Source organism: Micromonospora sp. CA-248089 (assembly GCF_050948515.1).
Lineage (GTDB): Bacteria > Actinomycetota > Actinomycetes > Mycobacteriales > Micromonosporaceae > Micromonospora.
In genome coordinates this window covers 4,425,864-4,448,399 of the sequence record NZ_CP192016.1, presented here as the reverse complement: position 1 = coordinate 4,448,399, position 22,536 = coordinate 4,425,864, and the positions used below count along the sequence as shown (strand labels likewise).

At 72.8% G+C, this 22,536-nt stretch carries 27 protein-coding genes; 16 read left to right on the top strand and 11 right to left on the bottom strand.

Annotated features, from left to right (window positions below; translation table 11 throughout):
- Positions 1-57: 57 nt before the first annotated feature.
- The 3 genes from ACQP26_RS20770 to ACQP26_RS20760 all read left to right on the top strand — a co-directional run bounded on the left by ACQP26_RS20770 (position 58) and on the right by ACQP26_RS20760 (position 2,743).
- Entirely contained in the window at positions 58-903 is an 846-nt protein-coding gene (locus tag ACQP26_RS20770) for a carbon-nitrogen hydrolase family protein (protein ID WP_433493766.1), read from the top strand.
- A gap of 59 nt (positions 904-962) precedes the next feature.
- Positions 963-1,607: an HAD family hydrolase gene (locus ACQP26_RS20765; RefSeq protein ID WP_030503276.1), complete on the top strand. Its 645-nt coding sequence runs from the start codon at positions 963-965 to the stop codon at positions 1,605-1,607.
- Between the two features lie 206 nt (positions 1,608-1,813).
- A complete protein-coding gene (locus ACQP26_RS20760; RefSeq protein ID WP_281577263.1) occupies positions 1,814-2,743 on the top strand; it encodes a serine protein kinase RIO in 930 nt (309 codons plus the stop codon).
- A 46-nt stretch (positions 2,744-2,789) separates the two neighbouring features.
- Here ACQP26_RS20760 and ACQP26_RS20755 read toward each other — a convergent pair whose 3' ends face one another.
- A complete protein-coding gene (locus ACQP26_RS20755) occupies positions 2,790-3,038 on the bottom strand; it encodes a DUF2630 family protein (RefSeq protein ID WP_013287422.1) in 249 nt (82 codons plus the stop codon).
- A 312-nt stretch (positions 3,039-3,350) separates the two neighbouring features.
- Between ACQP26_RS20755 and ACQP26_RS20750 the strand changes: the two genes are divergently transcribed.
- The 8 genes from ACQP26_RS20750 (at position 3,351) to ACQP26_RS20715 (ending at position 11,633) form a co-directional block, all read left to right on the top strand.
- Positions 3,351-4,688 (top strand): cytochrome P450, encoded by a 1,338-nt coding sequence (locus tag ACQP26_RS20750; protein ID WP_433496174.1) that lies wholly within the window; start codon positions 3,351-3,353, stop codon positions 4,686-4,688.
- Complete coding sequence (locus ACQP26_RS20745; RefSeq protein ID WP_433493765.1) at positions 4,685-5,560, top strand: terpene synthase family protein; 876 nt, start codon at positions 4,685-4,687, stop codon at positions 5,558-5,560. Before ACQP26_RS20750 ends, ACQP26_RS20745 begins: the two co-directional genes overlap by 4 nt.
- On the top strand, positions 5,557-7,101 hold the full coding sequence (locus ACQP26_RS20740) for a prenyltransferase (RefSeq protein WP_433493764.1): 1,545 nt from the start codon (positions 5,557-5,559) through the stop codon (positions 7,099-7,101). The genes ACQP26_RS20745 and ACQP26_RS20740 overlap by 4 nt, the downstream gene beginning before the upstream one ends.
- A gap of 94 nt (positions 7,102-7,195) precedes the next feature.
- The gene (locus tag ACQP26_RS20735; protein WP_433493763.1) at positions 7,196-9,655 is read left to right on the top strand and encodes a nitrate- and nitrite sensing domain-containing protein; all 2,460 of its coding nucleotides are present in this window, start codon (positions 7,196-7,198) and stop codon (positions 9,653-9,655) included.
- Between the two features lie 66 nt (positions 9,656-9,721).
- Positions 9,722-10,147, top strand: a complete 426-nt coding sequence (locus ACQP26_RS20730; protein ID WP_030503283.1) for a roadblock/LC7 domain-containing protein — start codon at positions 9,722-9,724, stop codon at positions 10,145-10,147.
- On the top strand, positions 10,144-10,533 hold the full coding sequence (locus ACQP26_RS20725; RefSeq protein ID WP_433493762.1) for a DUF742 domain-containing protein: 390 nt from the start codon (positions 10,144-10,146) through the stop codon (positions 10,531-10,533). Before ACQP26_RS20730 ends, ACQP26_RS20725 begins: the two co-directional genes overlap by 4 nt.
- On the top strand, positions 10,514-11,122 hold the full coding sequence (locus ACQP26_RS20720; protein WP_128137372.1) for a GTP-binding protein: 609 nt from the start codon (positions 10,514-10,516) through the stop codon (positions 11,120-11,122). The genes ACQP26_RS20725 and ACQP26_RS20720 overlap by 20 nt, the downstream gene beginning before the upstream one ends.
- Before the next feature lie 28 nt (positions 11,123-11,150).
- Positions 11,151-11,633 carry a GNAT family N-acetyltransferase gene (locus ACQP26_RS20715; RefSeq protein WP_281577267.1) on the top strand — a complete coding sequence of 161 codons (483 nt, stop codon included), beginning with the start codon at positions 11,151-11,153 and terminating at the stop codon, positions 11,631-11,633.
- A gap of 9 nt (positions 11,634-11,642) precedes the next feature.
- On the opposite strand, the gene ACQP26_RS20710 is transcribed toward ACQP26_RS20715, so the two are convergent.
- Positions 11,643-12,491: a LysR family transcriptional regulator gene (locus tag ACQP26_RS20710; protein ID WP_433493761.1), complete on the bottom strand. Its 849-nt coding sequence runs from the start codon at positions 12,489-12,491 to the stop codon at positions 11,643-11,645.
- Positions 12,492-12,586: 95 nt separating this feature from the next.
- Here ACQP26_RS20710 and ACQP26_RS20705 point away from each other — a divergent pair, with 95 nt between their 5' ends.
- Positions 12,587-13,318, top strand: coding sequence for an SDR family oxidoreductase (locus tag ACQP26_RS20705; RefSeq protein WP_433493760.1), 732 nt, complete (start codon positions 12,587-12,589; stop codon positions 13,316-13,318).
- A 10-nt stretch (positions 13,319-13,328) separates the two neighbouring features.
- Here ACQP26_RS20705 and ACQP26_RS20700 read toward each other — a convergent pair whose 3' ends face one another.
- Positions 13,329-14,105 carry a hypothetical protein gene (locus ACQP26_RS20700; RefSeq protein ID WP_433493759.1) on the bottom strand — a complete coding sequence of 259 codons (777 nt, stop codon included), beginning with the start codon at positions 14,103-14,105 and terminating at the stop codon, positions 13,329-13,331.
- An 80-nt stretch (positions 14,106-14,185) separates the two neighbouring features.
- Positions 14,186-14,656 (bottom strand): YfbM family protein, encoded by a 471-nt coding sequence (locus ACQP26_RS20695; protein ID WP_269705082.1) that lies wholly within the window; start codon positions 14,654-14,656, stop codon positions 14,186-14,188.
- An 83-nt stretch (positions 14,657-14,739) separates the two neighbouring features.
- On the opposite strand from ACQP26_RS20695, the gene ACQP26_RS20690 reads away from it, so the two are divergent.
- Positions 14,740-15,144 (top strand): SRPBCC family protein, encoded by a 405-nt coding sequence (locus ACQP26_RS20690; RefSeq protein ID WP_433493758.1) that lies wholly within the window; start codon positions 14,740-14,742, stop codon positions 15,142-15,144.
- Positions 15,145-15,157: 13 nt separating this feature from the next.
- Here ACQP26_RS20690 and ACQP26_RS20685 read toward each other — a convergent pair whose 3' ends face one another.
- Entirely contained in the window at positions 15,158-15,859 is a 702-nt protein-coding gene (locus ACQP26_RS20685) for a TetR/AcrR family transcriptional regulator (RefSeq protein WP_433493757.1), read from the bottom strand.
- Between the two features lie 96 nt (positions 15,860-15,955).
- Here ACQP26_RS20685 and ACQP26_RS20680 point away from each other — a divergent pair, with 96 nt between their 5' ends.
- The gene (locus tag ACQP26_RS20680; RefSeq protein WP_433493756.1) at positions 15,956-16,186 is read left to right on the top strand and encodes a hypothetical protein; all 231 of its coding nucleotides are present in this window, start codon (positions 15,956-15,958) and stop codon (positions 16,184-16,186) included.
- 132 nt (positions 16,187-16,318) lie between these two features.
- Here the strand turns inward: ACQP26_RS20680 and ACQP26_RS20675 are convergent, their stop codons facing one another.
- The 3 genes from ACQP26_RS20675 to ACQP26_RS20665 form a co-directional block, all read right to left on the bottom strand.
- Complete coding sequence (locus tag ACQP26_RS20675; protein WP_269705089.1) at positions 16,319-16,522, bottom strand: hypothetical protein; 204 nt, start codon at positions 16,520-16,522, stop codon at positions 16,319-16,321.
- A 74-nt stretch (positions 16,523-16,596) separates the two neighbouring features.
- Positions 16,597-17,562 carry a trypsin-like serine peptidase gene (locus ACQP26_RS20670; protein ID WP_433493755.1) on the bottom strand — a complete coding sequence of 322 codons (966 nt, stop codon included), beginning with the start codon at positions 17,560-17,562 and terminating at the stop codon, positions 16,597-16,599.
- 103 nt (positions 17,563-17,665) lie between these two features.
- Positions 17,666-17,824: a hypothetical protein gene (locus tag ACQP26_RS20665; protein WP_269707125.1), complete on the bottom strand. Its 159-nt coding sequence runs from the start codon at positions 17,822-17,824 to the stop codon at positions 17,666-17,668.
- A 2-nt stretch (positions 17,825-17,826) separates the two neighbouring features.
- Between ACQP26_RS20665 and ACQP26_RS20660 the strand changes: the two genes are divergently transcribed.
- On the top strand, positions 17,827-18,201 hold the full coding sequence (locus ACQP26_RS20660) for a GNAT family N-acetyltransferase (protein ID WP_433496173.1): 375 nt from the start codon (positions 17,827-17,829) through the stop codon (positions 18,199-18,201).
- Between the two features lie 6 nt (positions 18,202-18,207).
- On the opposite strand, the gene ACQP26_RS20655 is transcribed toward ACQP26_RS20660, so the two are convergent.
- Together ACQP26_RS20655 and ACQP26_RS20650 are read right to left on the bottom strand one after the other, a co-directional pair.
- Positions 18,208-18,393, bottom strand: a complete 186-nt coding sequence (locus tag ACQP26_RS20655; protein ID WP_269705092.1) for a DUF397 domain-containing protein — start codon at positions 18,391-18,393, stop codon at positions 18,208-18,210.
- Positions 18,384-19,151, bottom strand: coding sequence for a Scr1 family TA system antitoxin-like transcriptional regulator (locus ACQP26_RS20650; protein WP_433493754.1), 768 nt, complete (start codon positions 19,149-19,151; stop codon positions 18,384-18,386). The genes ACQP26_RS20655 and ACQP26_RS20650 overlap by 10 nt, the downstream gene beginning before the upstream one ends.
- An 88-nt stretch (positions 19,152-19,239) precedes the next feature.
- On the opposite strand from ACQP26_RS20650, the gene ACQP26_RS20645 reads away from it, so the two are divergent.
- Complete coding sequence (locus ACQP26_RS20645) at positions 19,240-19,554, top strand: hypothetical protein (protein WP_013475922.1); 315 nt, start codon at positions 19,240-19,242, stop codon at positions 19,552-19,554.
- Positions 19,555-19,619: 65 nt separating this feature from the next.
- Here the strand turns inward: ACQP26_RS20645 and ACQP26_RS20640 are convergent, their stop codons facing one another.
- Entirely contained in the window at positions 19,620-22,475 is a 2,856-nt protein-coding gene (locus tag ACQP26_RS20640) for an aconitate hydratase (protein WP_269705094.1), read from the bottom strand.
- Positions 22,476-22,536 lie beyond the last annotated feature (61 nt).

The following is a 22,536-nucleotide window of genomic DNA, read 5'->3' as shown; positions in this document are numbered from 1 at the left end:
CTTGAGATGCGATTCCGGATGATCATCCGCGCGACGCCGAGTGGTTAGGATCGGCGCGTGACCGCCCAGCCCGCGCACCCGCTCACCGTCGCCGCCGTCCAGGCCCAGCCCGTCCCCGGCGACGTCGCCGGCAACGCCCGTGCCGCCGCCCGCCTCGTCGGCCGGGCCGAGGGCGCCCGCGTCGTGGTGCTGCCCGAGCTGTTCCTGCCGGCGTACCACCCGCCGACGCTCGGCGCCGACCCGGACGCCACGGACGTCGCGGCCGACGCCGACGGCCGGGTCACCGACGCCCGGCTGGACCCGCTGCGCTCCGCCGCCGCCGACGCTGGCGCCGCGGTGGTCATCGGCGCCGCCGTCCGCCACCCCGACCGGCGGCGCACCATCTCCTCGCTCGTCGTGGACGCGGCCGGCACGGTCACCGCCGCGTACGACAAGCAGCAGCTCTGGAGCGGCGAGCGGGAGCTGTTCGACGCCGGCCGCCGGGGCGCCACGCTCGAGGTCGACACGTGGCGGCTGGGCCTGGGCGTCTGCTACGACGGCTGTTTCCCCGAGCACGCGCGGGCCGCCGCCGGTGACGGCGCGCACGGCTACCTCTGCCCGAGCGGCTACCTGGCCGGCTCGGCGCACCGCCGCGACCTCTACTACGCCGCCCGCGCGCTGGACAACACCATGTACGTGGTGTTCGCCAACGCGGTCGGCGGCACCGATCCCTGGCGCTTCAACGGCGGCGCGGCGGTGTACGACCCGGAGGGCCGGCCGTTGGCCCGGGGCGCCGACACCGGCGAGGACGTGCTGGTGGCAACGCTGGACCCGGATGCGCTGGCGGCCACCCGCGCGGCGCACACGATGCTGCTGGACCGTCCGCTCGACGCCGGGGCGGCGCGCGCCGTCCTCGTGGCCTGATCGTCGTGGGGGAGCCCTCGGCCCTGTCGGTGCTCCGAGCGTTACCGTAGGGTGCCCAAGTGCCGTTGCTCCTGCTCGATCTGGACAACACCCTGCTCGACCGCGACGGGCCGTTCCGTGTCTGGGGAGAACGCTTCCTGGCGGGCATCGGCGCGCCGCCGGCCGACCTCGACTGGCTGGTGTCGGTGGACGCGGACGGGCTCACCAACAGGTGGGACGTGGCGGATGCGATCCGCGACCGGTACGCGCTGCGCATCCCCTCGATCGACCTGGTCGACGAGCTGCACGACGGCGTGGTGGCGCACATGCGGCTGGACCCGCTGGTGGCCTGCGCGCTGCGGATCGCCGCCGACGCGGGCTGGGTGCCGGTGGTGGTCACCAACGGCGCGTCCCGTCAACAGGACGCCAAGATCCGCAAGACCGGCCTGGACCGGTACGTCGCCGACTGGGTGATCTCCGAGGAGGCGGGCGTCAGCAAGCCCAACCCGAGGATCTTCGCGCTCGCCGCCCAGCGGGCCCGGATGCCGCTGCGCGGCGCGTGGGTGGTGGGCGACAGCCCGGAGGCGGACATCGGCGGCGCGACGGCGGTGGGCCTGCCGAGCGTCTGGCTGCACCGGGGACGCCGCTGGTCCGACCCGAGGTTCGCGCCCACCCGGATCGAGGACGGGCTGATCGCCGCCGTCGCGGCCGTCCTGGCCGGCTGACCGCGCGCGACGACGGCGCAGCGACAAGGGCACGGCGGGCCCGGGCGGAAAATCCGTTGACCCGCACCGGGCGGGGCCACGAGCATGGTGCCGCGCGAGTGCGCAGCCGGGGTGTGCCCGGTCGAGGAGAGGAGGTCGGTCATGGCCGTCTTCGCAGGGTCGTTCCACCTGCCTCCACCAGCCTCGATCGAAGGACAGATCCACCCGTGCGCGATCACGACTTCCCGGCGCCGCAGCGCCGTGGCCGCGGCAAGAGCCGCTTCGACGACGACGAACCCGACTTCCTGAAGCGGGGGCGGCACACCCCGCCGACCCTCACCGACCCGGACGCCGAGCCCGAGGCGGAGGACGCCTGGTCCTCCTGGGACCAGGCCGTCCACGGCCCCGAGCCGCACCCGGACTGGCTGGTCACCGAACTGGCCGCCCGGGACACCGAGCTCGGGGTGCTCAAGACCGGCAAGGAGGCGGACGTCCACCTGGTCCGCCGGGCCGTGCCGGGCACCGACCGCAGCTGCCTGCTCGCGGTCAAGCGCTACCGCGACGCCCAGCACCGGCTGTTCCACCGCGACGCCGGTTACCTGGAGGGCCGCCGGGTGCGCCGGTCCCGCGAGATGCGGGCGATGACCGGCCGCACCGCGTTCGGCCGGCAGATGATCGCCGGGCAGTGGGCGGCGGCCGAGTTCGCCGCGCTGTCCCAGCTCTGGGAGATCGGGTCCGCCTCCGGGCGGATCGCGGTGCCCTATCCGGTGCAGCTGCTCGGCACCGAGCTGATGCTGGAGTTCGTCGGCGACGCCGGGGCGGGGGAGGCCGCGCCGCGGCTGGCCCAGACCCGGCCCGACGCCGGCGAGCTGCGTGACCTGTGGGAGCAGCTCGTCGAGGCGCTGACGGTGCTCGCCCGCGCCGGGTACGCACACGGCGACCTGTCCCCGTACAACCTGCTGGTGGACGCGGGCCGGCTGGTGATGATCGACCTGCCACAGGTGGTCGACGTGGTGGCCAACCCGCAGGGGGCCGACTTCCTGGCCCGCGACGTGCGGGTGGTGGCCGCCTGGTTCACCGCCCGCGGGATGCCGGCGACGGTGACTGACCCGGCGGCGCTGACCGAGGCGCTGCTGCGGGAGGCGGGGCTGCGCTGACCGGCCGGCGTCCCGGGCGGGAGACCGCCCGGGACGCCGGTCCGGGTCACTGGAGGTAGCGCTCGACCTCCGGCACCGGGCGTTCGCCCTGGGCGTCCGGGTCGCCGTGCGCCTGGCGGGCGGCCCGGCGGCGGCGCAGCAGGTCCCAGCACTGGTCCAGGGACTCCTCCAGGGCGCGCAGCCGCTCCCGCGCCTCGTCGTCTGTGCCGGCCTCGTGCTGCTGCGCGTCGGCGCGCAGCCGGTGCTCCTCGTCGACGAGTTCCGAGATCCGGCTCAGGATGGTCTTGTCGTCCATGCCCGAAGCTTGGCACAGCGGACGGGTCCGCGCCCGCGTTCTGGCGGCGTCCGCGCAGAGGTGAGCGTCGCTCGCGCTCCGCAGCGACCACTGTGTACGCGAGTGACGCATATCCCACTGGCTCCATTCTCGACAAAGAGATTGTTGTTACGTGAAATATCCTCTGACCTGCCTTTTGATCTGCGACTCAGGATGGCATGCTCACGGGCAACGTCACGGGTCGATACGGAGTCGCGACCCTGAGTCAACCGAGGGAGCGTTCAGGTGCCCGAACCAACGGACACAACGAGGCCCACCGGCCGACCCCGGACCGTGCCGCTGCGGCAGATCCTGCCCGCGGTGCTCCGCGACCCCGCCCGGGCGCTCATCGACATCGGTAACCGTACCGAAGGCGAACTGGTCCGGCTCAACCTCGGTTCGTTCCGGCCCTACCTGGTCACCCACCCGAAGCACGTGCAGCACGTCCTGCGTGACCGGGCGGACAACTACGAACGAGCAGGTGACGGGCTGTTCTGGCGCCCGGTCAAGCGGCTGTTCGGCGAGGGGATCCTCGGCGAGGGGCAGATCTGGTCGGCCAGCCGGCGGATGCTCCAGCCGATGTTCACCGCCAAGCGGGTGGAGGCGCTCGTCGACGGGATGGCCGACGCGATCCGCGACGCGGTCGACGAGCTGGACGAGCCGGCCCGCGCCGGCCGGCCGGTCGACATCGGCGTGGAGCAGGCGCGCATCGTCAGCCGGGCGATCATGAAGGTGCTGTTCGCCGACCGGATCTCGGTGCCGGACGCGATGCGGGTGATCGAGGCGCAGGACCGCATCGCCACCGCCGTCATCCCCCGGATCATCGTCCCGTTCGCGCCGCTGTCCCTGCCGATGCCGGGCGACCGTACGTTCGCCCGCGCCGTCCGCATCGTCGACGACGTGCTGGTGCCGATCGTCCGCGAGACGCGGGAGTCCGCCGACCAGGGCGACGACGTCATCTCGACGCTCTGGCAGGCCCGCACCGACGACGGACGCCAGCTCGACGAGCGGCAGGTCCGAAACGACACGGTGGCCATGTTCGCCGCCACCACCGAGACCACCATCAACGTGCTGACCTGGGCCTGGCCCCACCTGGACCAGCACCCGGAGGTGGCCGAGCGGCTCTACGCCGAGATCGACGAGGTGGTCGGCGGCGAGCCGGTACGCCGTGAGCACCTGAGCCGGCTCACCTACACCCGGATGGTGCTGGACGAGCTGCTGCGGCTCTACCCGATCGGGTGGATCATCCCGCGCCGCGCTGTCGACGGCGACGTCATCGACGGCGTGCCGATCGAGCCCGGCGCCACGATGGCGGTCAGCCCGCTTATCACCCAGCGGATGCGGCAGTTCTGGGACCGCCCGGACGAGTTCGACCCGGAGCGGTTCCGCCCCGAGCGGGTCCGCGCCCGGCACCGGTACGCCCACTTCCCGTTCGGCGGCGGCCCGCACCAGTGCCTCGGCATGTACCTGTTCTACCTGGAGGCACAGCTCATCCTCGCCACCATGCTCAGCCGCTACCGGTTCCGGCTGCACCGCACCGGCGTACCCGGACTGCGGCTGGCCGCGGCGTTGCGGCCGCGCGAGCGGGTCGAGCTGACGCTCGTCGCGGCCGGGCGGACGGAGGGGGCATGACCGACGGCGTGACACCTGATCCGCTCGCCGTCGCCGCCGAACAGGGCCGGGTCTGCGCGCTCGCCGCGCAGGGCCAGCGCGGCCTGCGCAAGGCCGCCGCCGCGCACCCCGAGCTGTTCCCCGGTGACCCGTTCGACGCGACGCTGTTCAGCAGCATCGCGCAGGCGATGGCGTTCAGCGCCCCCTGGCACAGCGCCGCCGAACTGGCGGTGACCAACCGCGCGGTGCTCTGGGGCTTCGCCGTCGACTGGCTGGTCGACCACCAGGCCACCAGCCGGGCCGAGGTCGACCGGATCACCGGCGTCTGCCTGGACGTGCTCGACGGCGCCGGCAGCGGCGACCCGCTGGGCCGGTTCCTGGCCGAGCTGCGCGACGACGTCGCCGCCGCGCCCGCCTGGCCGGCGCTGCGCGGCCACTGGCGGGACACGATGGCCCGCACCCTCGACGCGATGGCCCGCGAGTGGGACTGGCGGCGTACCGGCCGCCCCACGCTCGCCGACTACCTCGCGAACGCCGACAACCTCGCCGCGACGGTGGTGAACGTGGCGCACTGGATCCACACCGGATCGGTGAGCGACGCCGCCACGCTGGCCCGGCTGATCGAGGTCAGCGACGAGGTGCAGCGGGCCCTGCGCCTGGTCAACGACCTCGGCACCCACCGCCGCGACGCCGAGTCCGGCGACCTCAACGCGCTGCTGCTGGTCGACGACCCGGCCGAGGTCGAGCAGCGCTTCGCCGAGCAGGTCGAGCACTGCCGCGTCCTGCTGGCGAAGCTGGCCGGTGAGGTGCCGCGGGAGGCCGACTTCCTGTCCCGGCAGCTCGGTTTCACCACCGGTTTCTACCGGCACACCGACTTCTGGGGCGTGCGGTGACGCTGACCGCCCGACCGGTGCCCGCCACCCGGTCCGGGACCACGCGTGACCTGATCGCCGCGCTCGACGGCGAACCGGAGGGGCAGACGTCACCGTCGGTCTACGAGACCGGACGGCTGGTCACGCTCGCGCCGTGGCTCGACGGCCACGACCGGCGCCTGGCCTGGCTGCTGGACCGGCAGCGCCCGGACGGCGGCTGGGGCGGCCCCGGCGGGTACGCGCTGGTCCCGACGCTGAGCGCGGTCGAGGCGCTGCTGGCCGAGCTGCACCGCGACGGGCCGTCCGCCGCGCCGTCCGACGCCGTCCACCGGGGACTGGCGTACCTGGCCGGGGCGCTGCGCGACGGCGCTCCGCCGGACCTGCCGGCCACCGACCTGATCGTGCCCGCGCTGCTCGCAGCAGTGGACCGGCACCTCGACGGGCCGGCCGGGCCGCCACCCGGGCTGACCGAGTGGGCCGGCCGGCCCCGCCTGCCGCTGCCGGCCGGTCTCGACCCGGCCCGCCTGACCCGGGTACGCGGACTGCTCGCCACCGGGCGGCCCGTGCCGGAGAAGCTGGCGCACGCCCTGGAGGTGGCGGGTGAGCTGGCGTACCGCGCGTCCGGGGTGCGTCCCTCGGCGAGCGGCGCCGTCGGCGCCTCACCGGCCGCCACCGCCGCCTGGCTGGGCGGGCCGGAGCCCGGACCCGCGCTGGACTACCTGAACGCTGTCGCCCGCCCCGGCCCGGTGCCCTGCGCGAGCCCGATCACCGTCTTCGAACGGGCCTGGGTGCTCGGCATCCTGGTCCGGGCCGGCGTGCCGGTCGGCGCGCCCGAGCCGGTGCTGACCGAGCTGCGCGCCGCCGTCGGCCCGTCCGGCGCGGCCACCGCGCCGGGCCTGCCCGCCGACGCCGACACCACGGCGGTCACGCTCTACGCCCTGGCCCGGCTGGGCCGCGCGCCCGGTGTCGCGCCGCTGGCCGGATTCGACACCGGCCGGCACTTCTGCACCTGGCCGGGGGAGGACGGTGCGTCGCTGACCACGAACGCCCACGTGCTCGACGCGCTCGGCGAGCAGCCCAGCGGTCCCGGCGTCACCGGCGCCCGGCGCCGCGTCACCGACTGGCTGCTGGACCGGCAGGAGCCGGACGGGCGGTGGGAGGACCGCTGGCACGCCTCGCCGTACTACGCCACCTACGCGGTGCTGCTGGCGCTGGCCGACCACGCGCCGGACGGCGCGGCGCGTGCCGCCGTCGAGCGGGGCGTCGCCTGGTTGCTGGACACGCAGCGCCCGGACGGCTCCTGGGGACGGTGGGACGGCACCGCCGAGGAGACCGCGTACGCGGTGCTCGCCCTGGCCGACGCGGGCCGGCCCGGTGACCCCCGGATCACGTCGGCGCTGGTGCGGGGACGTCGTCGACTGTCCGAGCTGGACGGATGCGACGACGAACCGGCACTATGGCACGACAAGGACCTCTACCGCCCGACGCGGATCGTGCGCGCCGCGGTGCTGGCGGCCTCGGCCGCGCCGGGGCAGCCCGGTCCGGGGCCGCACCTACCATGATCAGGATCGCTTGAATGAGGTTCCCGACGGCTGCTAGCGTGCGCCGGAGTCGATCGGATGTCGGACCGACCGAAGACCGGGCCAGGACGGTGTGATGGGTTCCCGCAGTACGAATCTCCGTACGAAGATCATCGCGCTGCTGGCGTCGCTGACCGCGCTCTGGGCGTTCGCCGCGTGGGTGACCGTACGGGACGGGTTCAACCTGCTCGGCGTGCAGACGCTCAACGCGCGCGTCTTCGAACCGAGCGACCCGCTGCTGCAGGAGTTGCAGGCCGAGCGACGGCTGTCGCTGCGCTACCTCGGTGAGTCCGACCCGGGCCGGTTGCAGGAGCTGGAGGCCCAGCGCGCGCGGACCGACGGCACCGCGACCGCACTGTGGCGCTCGGTGCGGGACTGGCGCACCGAGATCCCGGCCAGCGAGGAGCTGATGCAGCGGCTCGACGAGCTGAAGACCGAGCTGGACCAGCTCGGTCAGGTACGCGCCGAGGTCAGCCGCAAGACCATCGACCGGACCACCACGCTCATCGCGTACGACGAGGCGGTCGACGGGATCTTCGCCGTCTTCGACGCCCTCGGCGGCCTCGACGACGACGAGATCGCCAAGGACACCGCCGCGCTCATCGACCTCAACCGGTCCCGGGAGCTGCTGTCCCAACAGGACGCGCTGATCACCGGTGCGATCGCGGCCAACCGGATCACCGTCGGCGAGCAGACCGCGTTCGCCCGGCTGGTCGGCGCGCAGTGGTTCCTCGCCGACCGTACCGCCCGGGAACTCGCCCCCGGTGACCGTGCCCGCTTCGACCGGATGGTCGAGGGCGACGCGTTCCAGCAGCTCCGCACGCTCCAGGACCAGGTGCTCGCGGCCAAGGGCGCCGAGGTGCGCCCGCCGGTGACCGCCGCGGCGTGGCAGGTCGCCGCCGAGAAGGCGATGGCCGACCTGCGCGAGGTGATCCTCGCCGGCGGTGAGGACATCGTGTCCCGGGCCATGCCGGTCGCGATCGGCGTCATCGTGCGGCTGGTGCTCGCCGCCGGTCTCGGCCTGATCGCCGTCATCGCCTCCGTGGTCGTCTCGATCACCACGGCCCGGGCGCTCGTCCGCCAGCTCGAACGGCTGCGCGAGGCCGCCTTCCAGCTGGCGCACGAACGCCTGCCGAGCGTGGTGGAGCGGCTGGGCCGCGGCGAGGAGGTGGACGTCGCCCGCGAGGCGCCACCGCTGCAGTTCGGCGACGACGAGATCGGTCAGGTGGGCAAGGCGTTCAACGTCGTGCAGGAGACCGCCGTCCGTACCGCCGTCGAGCAGGCCGAGCTGCGCCGCAGCGTACGCGACGTGTTCCTCAGCCTGGCCCGGCGCACTCAGGCGCTCGTGCACCGGCAGCTCACGCTGCTGGACGCGATGGAGCGGCGGGAGCACGACGCCGAGGAACTGGAGGACCTGTTCCGGGTCGACCACCTGGCCACCCGGATGCGGCGCAACGCGGAGAACCTGATCGTCCTCTCCGGCTCGACGCCCGGCCGGGCCTGGCGGCGCAACGTCCCCATGGTCGACGTGGTACGCGGCGCGGTCGCCGAGGTCGAGGACTACACCCGGGTCACCGTGCGCCCGCTCGGCGACGTGTCGCTGACCGGCCGTGCCGTCGGTGACGTCATCCACCTGCTGGCCGAGCTGATCGAGAACGGACTCTCCTTCTCCCCGCCGCAGACCACTGTGGAGGTTCGCGGCCAGCTCGTGGCGAACGGCTTCGCCATCGAGATCGAGGACCGCGGCCTCGGCATGAGCGCCGACGAGATGGCCGCCGCCAACGCGCGCATCGTCGACCGGTCCGAGCTGAACCTCGCCGACGCGGCCCGGCTCGGCCTGTTCGTGGTCAGCCGGCTCACCGAACGGCACGGCGTCAAGGTGCAGCTCAAGGAGTCCGCGTACGGCGGGACCACGGCAGTGGTGCTGATCCCGCGTGAACTGATCACCGCCGACGGCGCCGACGCGTCCGACGCTCTCCCCGCCCCCGGGACGGTCCTGCCCGCGCCGGAACCGGCGCGGAACACGCCGGCCGAGGACGGCACCGAGCCGGCGACCGCGTCCGGCCCGGACGGCGGCACCGAACCGGACCAGCCCGCCGAGCCCGCCCCGCAGGTGCCGGAGCCGGTGGCGCGGGCGCCCCGGCTGACCCCGTCCGGGCTGCCGGCGCGTACCCGCAAGCGGCAGCCCGCGGTGGCCGGGCCCACCACGGAGCTGGCGGTGGTGGAGCGGCGGCCCGCCGCCACGACCGACGCCGCAGCGGAGCCGGAGCCGGAGGACGCGCCGGTCACCGACGCGGGGCTCCCGGTCCGGGTACGCCAGGCCAGCCTCGCGCCGGAGCTGCGACACGACCAGAGCGCGGTGGACGACGACGACACCGCCGACGACGACACGGCGCGTGCACCGGAGCAGGTGCGCCGGATGATGAGCTCCTATCAGAGCGGCACGCGACGCGGCCGTACCGATGCCGCGCGCTTGCTCGGCGGAGCGCAGGGGGCCGGCGGTGCGCCGGCCGACGCGGACGAGCAGGTTACCTGACCGGGACGTCGACGCGACGGAAACCGGAAGCTGACGGCACACCAGCCGGGAAGATGAGGACGACGAGTGGCGCAGAAGACGGCTTCGAGCGCGGATCTGACGTGGCTGCTGGATGACCTGGTCGGCCGGGTCAAGCAGGCGGAGCACGCCGTGGCGCTCTCCACCGACGGACTGTTGATGGCCTCGTCCCGCGGATTGAGCCGGGACGACGGCGAGCACCTGGCGGCCATGGCGGCGGGCATCCAGAGCCTCGCCCGGGGCGCGGGCAAACGGTTCGGTGGCGGGCAGGTGCAGCAGACCATCATCGAGATGCAGTCCTCCTTCCTGTTCGTCACAGCGGCCGGCCGCAACGCCTGCCTGGCGGTGCTGGCGTCGGAGGACGCGGACGTCGGCCTGATCGCGTACGAGATGGCCATGCTCGTCACCCGGGTCGGCCGGTTCGTCGCATCACCGACCCGGGAACAGCCCCTCGGCGAGAACGCGGCACGATGACCGGCCGGGGGGACTCCGCGGAGCAGGAGTGGGTGGACGACCACGCCGGCCCGGTGGTGCGCCCGTACGCGGTGACCGGAGGCCGGGCCCGCCCGGTGACCGGTACGTTCGACCTGATCTCGCTGGTCACCTCGACCAGCACGGATGTCGGGTCGGAGTCCGGGCTGGGCCCGGAGCACGTGGCGATCGTCGGCCTCTGCCAGCGGATCCTCTCCGTGGCCGAGATCGCCGCCCATCTCGACCTGCCGGTGGGCACGGTCCGGGTCCTCCTCGGAGACCTGGCCGCCCGCAGCCTGGTACAGGTACGCGAGCCGCGCGCGACCACCGCCGGCCTTCCCGACGAGCACGTTTTCGAGGCGGTTATCAATGGACTACGGGCGCTCTGAGCGGCCGGCGGGCGCCGCTCCGCTACCCACCGCGATCAAGATCCTGATCGCGGGCGGGTTCGGCGTCGGCAAGACCACCATGGTCGGCGCGGTCAGCGAGACCCGGCCGCTGCGGACCGAGGAGGTGCTCACCGAGACCGGGATCGGCATCGACGACCTGTCCGGTATCGAGGAGAAGTCGACCACCACCGTGGCGATGGACTTCGGCCGCATCACCATCAGCGACGACCTGGTGCTCTACCTGTTCGGTACGCCCGGGCAGGACCGGTTCTGGTTCGTCTGGGACGAGCTGGCGCTCGGCGCGCTCGGCGCGGTGGTGCTCGCCGACACCCGCCGGCTGGCCGACTGCTTCCCGTCGATCGACTACTTCGAGGGGCGCGGTACGCCCTTCGTGGTGGCGGTGAACTGCTTCGAGGGCGCCAAGAAGTTCCGTCTCGACGAGGTGCAGGCCGCGCTCGACCTCGACCCGGGCGTACCCGTGGTGCTGTGCGACGCGCGCAAGCGGGAGTCGGCCAAGGAGGTGCTGATCACGCTGCTGGAGCACGCCATGAAGCTGCGGGAGGCGCGCCGCCGCGCCGCCGAGGACTGAACTGTCACACATCGACGGGGGAGTGGCGATGACCGAGGTGAGCGTCCGGGCGATGAACCCGGACGAGTTCGACAGATGGCAGGACGAGCTGGCCGCCGGCTACGCGCGGGAGCACGTCACGGCCGGCAACTGGACGCCCGAGGAGGCGCTCGACCGGGCCCGGGAGGCCGCCGCCGGCTTCCTGCCGCAGGGCATGGCCACACCCGGCATGCTGTTCCTGGTCGGCGAGCTGGCAGACGGTTCACCGGTCGGCCGGCTGTGGATCGGCCTGACCCACCCGCGCGGTCTCGCCGACTGCGCGTTCCTCTACGACATCGAGGTGGCCGCCGGGCATCGGGGCCGGGGCCTCGGGCGGGCGCTGCTCGCGGCCGGGGAGCGGGCCGCCCGGGAGCACGGCGCCCGGGCGCTGGAGCTGAACGTCTTCGGCGCCAACGAGACGGCACGCAAGCTGTACGAGACGTCCGGCTACCGGGTGGTCACCCAGCAGATGCGCAAGGAACTGCCCGCCTAGCGGCCGGCGTCACAGGCGGGTGGCGGTCCGGATCAGGGCGGCGAGCGGCCGGGACCGGCTGTGCGGCGGCCACGCGATCACGGTGGTCACCGCCGGAGCGTCCGGCACCGGCACGGCGGCCAGGTCGGCGAGCAGCAGCGACCGGACCGACTCCGGCAGCACCACCACGGTACGGCCGAGCGCGATGAGCTGGAACAACTGGGCGTGGTCGCGGACCTCGGGGCCCGGACCGTCCGGATACGACCCGTCGGCCCGGGGCCAGCGCGGCATCGGCAGGCCGGACAGCGTCTCCACCTCGGCCATGAGGAGGTGCGGCCGCCGGGCCAGCGGATGGCCGGCCGGCAGGACCGCCACCTGCTGCTCGGTGACCAGTTCCTCGGTGTCCAGCCCGGCGGTCGAGTCGAACGGCAGGTGCAGCAACGCCACGTCGGCCCGCCCGTCGCGCAGCAGCCGTTCCTGCTCGCCGATGCCGCACAGCAACACCTCGACGGGGACGGCGTCCGGCTCGGCCGCGTACGCGTCGAGCAGTTTCGGCAGCAGTTCGCTCGACGCGCCCGCCTTCGTGGCCAGCACCAGCCCGGGGCCGCCGTTCGTGGCCTCGCCGGCGCGGCGGGTACGGCGGTCGGCGGCGTCCACGGCGTCGAGGGCGGCCCGGCCCTCGCGGAGCAGCACCGACCCGGCCGCGGTGAGCACGACGCCGCGGCTGTCCCGGTCCAGCAGCGTCACGCCGAGACGCCGTTCGAGCTGCTGGATCGCGCGCGACAGCGGCGGCTGGGCGATGCCCAGGCGTCGCGCGGCGCGGCCGAAGTGCAGTTCCTCGGCCACCGCGACGAAGTAGCGAAGCTCCCGCGTCTCCATCCCGCCACCGTACCGCCGAATCGATACCCGCCAGGTATCGGCCGCTACCGAGGTGGTGTTGGAGGCCCGCTCGCCGCGCGGACAGGATCGAAACCATGAGCGAACGGACGATCGCGCTGGTGACGGGCGCGAACAAGGGAATCGGGTACGAGATCGCGGCGGGCCTGGGCGCGCTGGGCTGGCGGGTGGGCGTCGGCGCCCGGGACGAGCAGCGGCTCGCGGAGGCGGTCGCGAAGCTGCGCGCGGGTGGTGTGGACGCGTTCGGCGTACCGCTGGACGTGACCGACGACGCGAGCGTGGCCGCCGCCGCCCGGCTGCTGGAGACGGAGGCCGGCGGGCTGGACGTGCTCGTCAACAACGCGGGCGTGACCGGTGGCGCGCCGCAGCATCCGGGCGACGTCGACCTCGCGACCATCCGGACGGCGGTCGAGGTCAACGTGATCGGCGTGGTCCGGGTGACCGAGGCGATGCTGCCGTTGCTGCGCCGCTCGGCCTCGCCGCGGATCGTCAACATGTCCAGCGGCGTCGGCTCGCTGACCCGGCAGAGCGCCTCGGAGGGCGAACACCAGACCGGCCCGCTGTCGGTGGCGTACTCGCCGTCGAAGAGCATGCTCAACGCGGTGACCATCCAGTACGCGCGGGCGCTGGCCGGCACGGGCGTCCTGATCAACGCCGCCTGCCCGGGTTTCACCGCCACCGACCTGAACGACTTCCGCGGTGTGCGGACCCCGCAGCAGGGCGCGGCGATCGCGATCCGGCTGGCGACGCTGCCCGGCGACGGGCCGACCGGCGGCTACTTCGAGGACGCGGGCGTGATCCCGTGGTGAGTGCGGCGCGTCAGCACCACATGACCGGGTTGCCGGTCGCCACCGACGCCGCGCACAGCCGGCGCAGCGGCTCCACGATGTAGGCGAATTCGCCGCCCGCCCGGCTCCGGGACCGCACCGCGAGCCGTTCGGGCGGCGGCTCGCCGTGCCCGCCCACCGGCCGCATCGCCAGCACCGTCCGCGTCCCGCCGGCGGTGAACTCCACCCGGTCGCCGGGCAGCGGCCGCTGGCCGAACCGCACGGCCCGGAACAGCGTGGCGGGCGGGTCGGCGGTGTCGACAACGAAGAAGCCGTCCGGATCGACCCCGGCCCGGAAATCCGGGCCCAGCATGAACACCCCGTGATAGCTCTCGACGTACTGCATCAGCACCCGGCCGGTCGCCTCGTCGATCAGCTCCACCTCGTCGGTGATCCGGTCGGTGCGCGCGAACGCGTCCAGCTCGGCGAGCGCGACCGCCGCCCGGTCGGCCGGCAGCGAGCCGCCGTTGAGGTTCGGGAGCGCGGTGGCGAGCGTCGGGAAGCGCTCCGGGCCGGCGGCGCGTAGCGCCTGCTGGAACAGCCGCACACCGGCCCAGTTGGACACGTGCTCGCTCGCCTGCTCCATGGCCTTGTGCGGGCACGCCTCCGCCTGCCAGGCGTCGAACGTGCGGTGCGCGGCCTCGTTGCCCTCCCACTGCAGCAACAGCGCGAGACAGCCCTCCTCGTCGATGCCGACCGGTTCGACCGGGCAGGGCGTGGCGAGGCCGTCCTGCCAGCACCGGCAGTGCACGAACGCGTCGAGTCCCACGCCGGCACGCTACCGGCGGCAACCCGATGGCGCGTACCCGTTTCCGCCGGCTCGCCTTCGGGCGGCTCGTTTCCGTCGGGTCAGGTGACGGCGAGCAGCACGGCGTCTCCGCTCGCCGCCGCGTCGCGGTAGAAGTCACGCAGCCGGGTGAAGTTCGGCAGCAGGTAGCCGTCGAACTCGTCGTCGCCGTCGTCCCAGATGTGCGGGTAGATCTCGGCCTCCGACATGGCGGCCGGGTCGAAGCGGGCCCGCAGCGTCGCCTCGTCGATCGCGTCGAGCCCGGCGGCCACGGCGCGGACGGCGTCGGGCATGAGCAGCCGGGCCGGGCCCATGCCGAGGTCCGGGCCGATCGGGTCACCGCCGATGATCGCCGGCCCGGCGTCACCCCGGACCTCGTACGTGGTGCCGGTCAGCAGGTAGTGCAGCCCGTGCCACGCCTTGTCGAGGTCGAGCTCGTCCGGCCCGCCCGGGAACAGGGTGCCGACCTTCTCCGGGTCGGCGAGGACCGCCGCCAGCTCCTCGGCGGACAGCCGGCGTGCGTAGAAGATCATGCCCATGGGGTGCCTCTCGGGGGACCGGTGGGAATCGGCGGCAGCGTAGCGTGCGCGTGCGACAGGCATGGCACCATCGGCGCATGGCCACCGACACCCGGCACCTCAGCGTCCACATCGACCGGCCGGTCGCGGATGTCTACGCCTTCGCCGCCGACCCGGCGAACCTGCCCCGCTGGGCGCCGGGTCTCGGCGGCTCGGTCGTGCTCGTCGACGGCCACTGGTATGTGGAAACGCCCGAAGGGCGGGCGCGGCTGACGTTCGCGCCGGCAAACGAGTACGGCGTGCTCGACCACGAGGTGCTGACACCGTCGGGCGAGACGGTGTACGTGCCGTTGCGCGCGATCGCCGACGGCGTCGCCACCGAGGTGGTGTTCAGCCTGCGGCGGATGCCCGGCATGAGCGACGCGGACTTCGAACGGGACACCGCGCTCGTGGAGGCGGACCTGGCCCGGCTCAAGGCGGTGCTGGAGAGCGCCGCCGGCTGAGAGGCGCGCGTGGTCAGTCCGGCGTGCCGGTCCGTGCCGCCGCCCGGAGAATGCCGTCGAGGCCCTCCTCGAACAGCAGGTCGTCGTCCCATCGGGCGTCGTCGAGATGGCCGGAGGCGCTGAGGGTCGGATAGGTGTCGGCGCTCGCGGCGATGTGGTCGCGGGCTGCGGCCCTCGCGCCCGGGTCCGCGGCCCGGCGCCACGTGGCCTCCGTGAGCGAGGCGCCGATGACGTAGTTGGCCAGCATTCTCGTGGCGACCGTGAGGGGAAGACCGTGGCAGCCGCCGCGCACGAGCGCCGACTGCAGGAACTCGGTGCGGGCCAGGACGTTGGGCCCGAGCATCGGACGACCGATGAGCCCGGGTGCCCAGGGATGGCGCAACATCGCGTCGCGCCAGGCCCGGACGAGGACGCGGATGTCCTCCATCCAGTCGTCGCCGGCGTCCGGGATCGGCACGTCGCCGAAGATGCGGTCGACGGCCAGGTCCAGGACGTCGTCCTTCGTCTTCACGTGCCAGTAGAGCGCGGTGGCGGTCACGCCGAGCCGCTGGGCGAGCAGACGCATCGTCAGGCCCTCGACGCCGTGCTCGTCCAGCGCTGTCACGGCGAATTCCACGATGCGCTCACGGGTCAGCGGCGGCTTACGCCGCGCCCGCGGCTGCTCTGCCCGCAGCCACACCGGTGTCGTCGCCGCACCGGGCTTGGTCGTGGTCATGGAGCCACTCTAGTTCACTGGACAGGCAGCTTAACAACGGTAAGCTGATTGAACAGACCAAAGTTCGGCCTCGACAGTGGGCAAGGAGGCTGCGCCGTGCCCCTGCTGCGGATCCACCTCGACAGCGACCCCACCACCGCCCGCCGCGTCCTCCACCTGCATCGCGAGGGCGGCGTCCATCACGAGTCGCGGGAAGCCGCCCGGGAACAGGTGTGGCGCCAGGGCCGCACCCCGGCCGGTGATCCCGTCTTCGTCGGCATCACCAACGGCCGCCGCAATGTGCAACTGCTCTACGACGTCGAGGTCTACTCCGACACCGTTCCATGAGGACTCGTCGGTACTCACACCTGGCACGAATGGGAATTGCGACTCGGGCTCGGCCGGCGAAAGGAATTCGGCGCGCCCGTGCGCGAGCGTTCGATTCCAGGCAACGCAATCCGGCGGACGCAATTCGGCGATTCAGTCGCCGATCGCGTCCCGCATTCGTTCCCTCGTCCAGTATTCGGACGGATCGGTGGCGCCGGGGCTCGGGTTGTGCGTCGCGACCACCGGGCCGGGCGCCGGCCGCGCCGAGCCGCCGTCGCGCGCCGCGACGACCACGACGGCCGCGGCCACGGCGAGCGCCGCGACGGCGGCCGCGCCGAGCAGCACACGGTGTGACATGTCGCCTCCTCCGGGCCGTGGGGCCGGTGCCGGTCCGCCTGGTGCGCCGGGCGGCACACCAGGCGGACCGTCGTTCACCAGGTGTCGTTCGCGTACGTGTTGTAGAGCGTCCCCACCACCGCGGCGGAGAAGTACGGCGAGCCGTTCGTGTTCGAGCCGCTCGAGTAACTCATCACCCCGTGCACGTCACCGCGCCTGGTGGTGTTGTCGTAGCTGTAGTACCACGGGCCGCCGCTCGAACCGCCCCCGAAGCCGCAGTTCATCTCGATCCGGTTGCTGCCCGCGTCCCTCGACGTGCCCGAGCAGACCCACTGGATCTCGCCGCTGTCCTTGTTGCTCGGGTAGCCGAAGATGTCGTAGTGGTACGCCCGGCCGCCGCCGGTGAGCAGCCCGTTCGCGCCGACCGCGTCCACGATCGACCGGCTGCCGTAGACGAGCGCGACAGCCACGTCGTACTGCCGCTCGCGGGTGCTGATCCAGCCGCTGGGCACCGCGAGCGTGGACCAGTCCCAGGTGCCGTACGGCTGCGCGCCGTTGCGGTACGACGGCACGAACATCCAGTTCGCGGTGTGCCAGTCCCGGCCCGGCCCGTCGTGCACGCAGTGCGCGGCCGTGAAGACCATGTTGCGCGCCGGGCTGTTCACCACGCTCGCGGAGCAGTAGTGCCCCAAGCCGTCGGTCGAGCTGGTGTAGAAGATCTTCCCGACCGTGATCGACTCGTTCAGCTGGGTGCCGAAGCCGCTGCCGTCCTTCGGCGCCACCGCCTCGGCGAAGCGTCGCACCCGCTCGGCCGTGGGGCTCTGGGTGACCGGGCCGGCGGACTTCTCCACCTCGTCGGCCGGGGTGGCCGCCGCCATGCGCTCGGCCGTCCAGTAGGCCTTGGCCTGCGTGGACGATCCCGCCTTGCGCTCGATCGACGTGACAGTGGCCGGAGCGGCCGTGCCCGCGGTGGTGCCGGTGCCGGCCAGCACCGGAGTGCCGGCGAGGATCGCCGGCAGGATCAGGGCCGGCAGGGCCAGAAGTCTGATCGTCGTCTTCATGAAATCCTTCCCAGTGTTCGATTCCCGGATCGAAACTGGAGCGCCCCCGTTGTTCATCGCGATGTCGGCAACGTATCGACGTGCTTCGGATCGTGTCAACGAATCATGGACGTCGATTGTTTGCAGTGTCGGATGTGCGATCGGGGAACATTATCGAATTCCAATTCAGCACCTCCGCCAGGGTCTTCGGTCGCGGGTAGTAGCGCATCACGAGCGGGTCGCCGAGCATGGCAGCCACGTCGTCGAGGTCGTCGACGGTCATCGCTGGACTGGATCCGCTGGAACGAGGGCCTGTACCGCGGCCACGGCTTCGGGCTGTGGGTGCTCAGGTCACGGGCGACAGGCGAGTTCGTCGGCGACTGCGGCCTCACTCCGCAGCCGGTGGACGGGGTGACGGAGGTCGAGGTCGGTTACCACCTGCGAACCGGGGTGCAGGGTCGCGGATTCGCCACGGAAGCGGCGGCCGCGTGTCGCGACCACGCGCGCGACCGGCTGGGCGTCGACCGCCTCGTCGCGATCATCCACCCCGACAACACGCCCTCGCAGCGGGTCGCGGAGCGGATCGGGCTGAGCTTCGAGCGTGCGACCACGTCCGAATCGGGGGATCCGGTGCACGTGTACGCCGCGCGCCTGGCCTGACCGGGCTCAGCGGCGGGTCGACGCCACGAACCGGGTCCACGCGGCCGGGGTGAAGGTGAGCACCGGCCCGGCCGGGTCCTTCGAGTCGCGGACGCCGACCACGCCGGGCAGGTTGCCGGCGACCTCGACGCAGTTGCCGCCGTTGCCGCCGCTGCGGGTGCTCTTGCGCCATCGGGCGCCGCTCAGGTCCATGCCGCTGCCACTTCCCTCAGCAGTTCCAGGGTCCGCGCGCGGGGCAGCGCCTCGCCCCGGATGCGTTCCCACCGACGCTCCAGGGTAGCAATCTCCGAGGGCTGCTCGATGATCTGCGCGCGGGCCTGGCTGTCCACATGCGCCACCCGGTTGCCGTCGCGCAGCTCCGCGATGACGAACGGCCCGTCCAGCCCGGGATAGGTCGGCGTGTCCACCGGCACCACGTGGAGCTGCACGTTCGGCAGCTCGGCGCAGGCGAGCAGGTGGGTCACCTGCGCGGCCATCAGCGCCCGGTCGCCGGCGGCGGCGCGGCGCAGTACCTGCTCGTCGAGCACCACGACGTACAGCGGCCCGCGCGGCCGGGTGAGGATGCCCTGCCGGTCCAGCCGGGCGGTGACCAGGTCGGTGACCTCGTCGGCGGTCAGTGGCTGGCCGATGAAGGTGGCCCGGGCGTACGCCTCGGTCTGCAGCAGGCCCGGCACCCACGCCAGCTCGAACGTGCGTAGCGCGACCGCCTCGCGTTCGATGTCCACCCACGGGCGGAACCAGACCGGCTCGCGGCGGCGGACCGCGTCCGGCCAGAGCGCCTCGATCGGCTGGCCCAGCAGGTTCGCCACAGTCGCGCGGTGCCGGCTCTGCGGGATGTGCCCGGGGTTCGCCCATCTGGCCACCGTCTTCGGATGCAGGCCGAGCCGTTCCGCCAGGCTCTCGGCGGTGTGGCCGGCGCCGGCCAGCGCGGTGACGAAAGCATGGTTCATGCCCGTTCCTCCCCGGAGCAAAAGAACCGTCCGAAGGAGATTACACAACGCTGTGTGATTGTTCGGGCACCCTCGGCACGGTGAAGGCATGACCGAACCGACACCCACATCGGCGTACCCCCGGGTGGTGCTGCCGCTGACCGGCCACCGCGCGTGCGGTCCGGCCTGGCGCTGCGACCGCTGCGGTGAGCCCTGGCCGTGCCCGACCCTGCGGGCCGCGCCCACCGACGCGGCCCGCCGCGCCACGATGATCCCCGAGTTCTCCCGGCTCACCCGGCAGGCCATCCGCGACCTGCGCGGCCGGCCCGACGGCCCGGACCCGATCGCGATCGTGCGGCGTTTCCTGTGGTTCCTGCCGCTCACCGACGCGGAGGCACGCGCCGTCGCGCTCCGGCTGCGATGACCACGGTACGGCGAGGGCCGCTTCCCGCCGGAGCGGGAAGCGGCCCTGTGTCAGCCGTACGCGAATCAGCTCGCGATCATGCGGCGCAGCACGTACTGCAGGATGCCGCCGTGCCGGTAGTAGTCCGCCTCACCCGGGGTGTCGATGCGGACCACGGCGTCGAACTCCACACCGGTGTCGGTGGTGACCTTCACCGTGCGCGGGGTGTCGCCGTCGTTCAGCGCGGTGACGCCGCTGATCGAGAACGTCTCCGTGCCGGTCAGGCCCAGCGACTCGGCGGTCTCGCCGCCCGGGAACTGCAGCGGCAGCACGCCCATGCCGATCAGGTTCGAGCGGTGGATCCGCTCGTACGACTCGGCGATGACCGCCTTCACGCCCAGCAGCATGGTTCCCTTTGCGGCCCAGTCCCGCGACGAGCCCGAGCCGTACTCCTTGCCGGCCAGGATGACCAGCGGGACGCCCGCCTCCTGGTAGGCCATCGAGGCGTCGTAGATCGAGGTCTGCTCGCCGGTCAGGTGGTTGACGGTGAAGCCGCCCTCCACGCCGGGGACCAGCTGGTTGCGCAGCCGGATGTTGGCGAACGTGCCCCGGATCATCACCTCGTGGTTGCCCCGGCGGGAGCCGTACGAGTTGAACTCGTGGCGGGCCACGCCGTGCTCGGCCAGGTACTTGCCGGCGGGGGAGTCCGCCTTGATCGAGCCGGCCGGGGAGATGTGGTCGGTGGTCACCGAGTCGCCCAGCTTCGCCAGCACCCGCGCGTCCGCGATGTCCTGCACCGGGGTCGGCTCCTGCTGCATGCCCTCGAAGTACGGGGGCTTGCGCACGTACGTCGACTCGCCGTCCCAGGAGAACGTATCACCGGTCGGGGTGGGCAGCGACTGCCAGCGCTCGTCACCGGCGAACACGTCGGCGTACGCGGCGCTGAAGCCGGTCGCGCCGATCGCGGAGGCGATGACGTCCTGGATCTCGGCGCTGTTCGGCCAGATCTCCCGCAGGAACACCGGGTTGCCCTGGGCGTCCTCGCCGATCGGCTCGTTCGCGAGGTCGATGTCCATGGTGCCGGCGAGCGCGTACGCGACCACCAGCGGCGGCGACGCCAGGTAGTTCATCTTGACGTCCGGGTTGATCCGGCCCTCGAAGTTCCGGTTGCCGGACAGCACCGACACGACCGCCAGGTCACCGTCGTTGACGGCGGCGGAGACCTCCTCCGGCAGCGGGCCGGAGTTGCCGATACAGGTGGTGCAGCCGTAGCCGACCAGGTTGAAGCCGAGCTTCTCCAGGTACGGGGTGAGGCCGGCGCGGTCGTAGTAGTCCATGACGACCTTCGAGCCCGGCGCCAGGGTGGTCTTCACCCACGGCTTGCGGGCCAGGCCCTTCTCCACCGCGTTGCGGGCCAGCAGCGCGGCACCGATCATGACCTGCGGGTTCGAGGTGTTGGTGCAGGAGGTGATCGCGGCGATCACCACGGCGCCGTGGTCCAGCTCGTACTCGACGCCGTCGGCGCCGGTCACGCGTACCGGATTGCTGGCCCGGCCGCCCGCGCCCACCGCGGCGGTCTCCAGGTCGCGCGGCGCGTCCGCCGGGTCGTTGACGCCGTTGGCGGGGGAGTCGCTGGCCGGGAAGGACTCGGCCGACGCCTCGTCGGCCGGGCCGTCGGCGCCGAACGGCTTCTCCTGCTGCGGCACGCCCGGCTTGCGGCCCGGGTCGCCGCCGGTCTCGTCGGCTGCCACGTAGTCGCTGAGCGCGGCGCGGAACAGCGTCTTGGCGCTGCCGAGCGGCACCCGGTCCTGCGGGCGCTTCGGGCCGGCCAGCGACGGCTCGATGGTGCTCAGGTCGAGCTCGAGGCGCTCGGAGTACTCCGGCTCGCGCTCCGGGTCGTGCCAGAGGCCCTGCTCCTTGGCGTACGCCTCGACCAGCGCCACCTGCTGTGCGTCGCGGCCGGTCAGCTCCAGGTAGCGGACGGTCTCGGCGTCGATCGGGAAGATCGCCACGGTGGAGCCGTACTCCGGCGACATGTTGCCGATGGTGGCGCGGTTCGCGAGCGGCACGGCGCTCACGCCCGGGCCGTAGAACTCGACGAACTTGCCGACCACGCCGTGCTTGCGCAGCATCTCGGTGATGGTCAGCACCAGGTCGGTGGCGGTGGTGCCGGCCGGCATCTCGCCGGAGAGCTTGAAGCCGACGACCCGGGGGATCAGCATGCTGACCGGCTGGCCGAGCATCGCGGCCTCGGCCTCGATGCCGCCGACGCCCCAGCCCAGCACGCCCAGGCCGTTGACCATGGTGGTGTGCGAGTCGGTGCCGACGACCGTGTCCGGGTACGCCTGGCCGTTGCGCTCCATGATCGTACGAGCCAGGTACTCGATGTTGACCTGGTGCACGATGCCGGTGCCCGGCGGGACGACCTTGAACTCGTTGAACGCGGTCTGGCCCCAGCGCAGGAACTGGTAGCGCTCCTTGTTGCGCTCGTACTCCAGCTCGACGTTGCGCTCGAAGGCGTCCTCGCGGCCGAACAGGTCGGCGATGACCGAGTGGTCGATGACCAGCTCGGCCGGGGCCAGCGGGTTGACCTTGGTGGCGTCGCCGCCCAGGTCACGGACCGCCTCGCGCATGGTGGCCAGGTCGACCACGCAGGGCACGCCGGTGAAGTCCTGCATCAGCACCCGGGCCGGGGTGAACTGGATCTCCACGCTCGGGTCGGCGGTGGCGTCCCACGCGCCGAGCTGCTGGATGTGGTCGGCGGTGATGTTCGCGCCGTCCTCGGTCCGCAGCAGGTTCTCCAGCAGGATCTTCAAGCTGTAGGGCAGCCGCTCGTGGCCCTCCACCTTGTCGATCCTGAAAATCTCGTAGCTCGCGTCTCCGACGCGTAGCTGGGTCTTCGCACCGAAGGTGTCGAGGCTCGCCACGTCGTACTCCTTCACACCAGCGACCGTGAGTAGTCCTGAGCAGTTTGTCGCACCGACCGGAGCGCCGCCGTGCTTA

Excerpts from the sequence above, each read along its gene's own strand:
- ACQP26_RS20650 (WP_433493754.1), bottom strand. The coding sequence starts at position 19,151 with ATGAACCATGCTTTCGTCACCGCGCTGGCCGGCGCCGGCCACACCGCC.
- ACQP26_RS20690 (WP_433493758.1), top strand. The coding sequence starts at position 14,740 with ATGGCCACCGACACCCGGCACCTCAGCGTCCACATCGACCGGCCGGTC.
- ACQP26_RS20725 (WP_433493762.1), top strand. The coding sequence starts at position 10,144 with ATGACCGGCCGGGGGGACTCCGCGGAGCAGGAGTGGGTGGACGACCAC.
- ACQP26_RS20675 (WP_269705089.1), bottom strand. The coding sequence starts at position 16,522 with ATGTCACACCGTGTGCTGCTCGGCGCGGCCGCCGTCGCGGCGCTCGCC.
- ACQP26_RS20685 (WP_433493757.1), bottom strand. The coding sequence starts at position 15,859 with ATGACCACGACCAAGCCCGGTGCGGCGACGACACCGGTGTGGCTGCGG.
- ACQP26_RS20695 (WP_269705082.1), bottom strand. The coding sequence starts at position 14,656 with ATGATCTTCTACGCACGCCGGCTGTCCGCCGAGGAGCTGGCGGCGGTC.
- ACQP26_RS20655 (WP_269705092.1), bottom strand. The coding sequence starts at position 18,393 with ATGGACCTGAGCGGCGCCCGATGGCGCAAGAGCACCCGCAGCGGCGGC.
- ACQP26_RS20665 (WP_269707125.1), bottom strand. The coding sequence starts at position 17,824 with ATGACCGTCGACGACCTCGACGACGTGGCTGCCATGCTCGGCGACCCG.
- ACQP26_RS20720 (WP_128137372.1), top strand. The coding sequence starts at position 10,514 with ATGGACTACGGGCGCTCTGAGCGGCCGGCGGGCGCCGCTCCGCTACCC.
- ACQP26_RS20745 (WP_433493765.1), top strand. The coding sequence starts at position 4,685 with ATGACCGACGGCGTGACACCTGATCCGCTCGCCGTCGCCGCCGAACAG.
- ACQP26_RS20670 (WP_433493755.1), bottom strand. The coding sequence starts at position 17,562 with ATGAAGACGACGATCAGACTTCTGGCCCTGCCGGCCCTGATCCTGCCG.
- ACQP26_RS20735 (WP_433493763.1), top strand. The coding sequence starts at position 7,196 with ATGGGTTCCCGCAGTACGAATCTCCGTACGAAGATCATCGCGCTGCTG.
- ACQP26_RS20710 (WP_433493761.1), bottom strand. The coding sequence starts at position 12,491 with ATGGAGACGCGGGAGCTTCGCTACTTCGTCGCGGTGGCCGAGGAACTG.
- ACQP26_RS20715 (WP_281577267.1), top strand. The coding sequence starts at position 11,151 with ATGACCGAGGTGAGCGTCCGGGCGATGAACCCGGACGAGTTCGACAGA.
- ACQP26_RS20645 (WP_013475922.1), top strand. The coding sequence starts at position 19,240 with ATGACCGAACCGACACCCACATCGGCGTACCCCCGGGTGGTGCTGCCG.
- ACQP26_RS20705 (WP_433493760.1), top strand. The coding sequence starts at position 12,587 with ATGAGCGAACGGACGATCGCGCTGGTGACGGGCGCGAACAAGGGAATC.
- ACQP26_RS20755 (WP_013287422.1), bottom strand. The coding sequence starts at position 3,038 with ATGGACGACAAGACCATCCTGAGCCGGATCTCGGAACTCGTCGACGAG.